This window comes from Streptomyces sp. C36 (genome assembly GCF_040932295.1).
Classification (GTDB): domain Bacteria; phylum Actinomycetota; class Actinomycetes; order Streptomycetales; family Streptomycetaceae; genus Streptomyces; species Streptomyces triculaminicus.
Map to the genome: position 1 here is coordinate 1 of NZ_JBFQGI010000032.1, position 237 is coordinate 237.

General features: G+C 75.5%; 1 protein-coding gene. It reads right to left on the reverse strand.

Features of this window, described 5'->3' with window-relative positions; translation table 11 throughout:
• The coding region (locus tag AB4K12_RS31250; protein WP_368438180.1) for a hypothetical protein at nt 1–237 on the reverse strand (237 nt) is incomplete at both ends.

Here is a 237-nt window from a genome sequence, read left to right on the forward strand (position 1 = left end):
CGTGATGACCGTGGTCCGCGCCGCGATGACGACCGTGGTCCGCGTCGTGAGGACGACCGTGGCGGTTTCCGCCGCGATGACCGTGCCGGCGGCTTCCGTCGCGACGACCGTCGTGATGACCGCGGTCCTCGCCGCGACGACGACCGTGGCCCGCGCCGCGACGACCGTGGTGGCCGTCCTGGTGGTGGCTTCGGCCGCCGCGACGACGACCGCGGCGGCTTCCGCCGCGACGAGCGC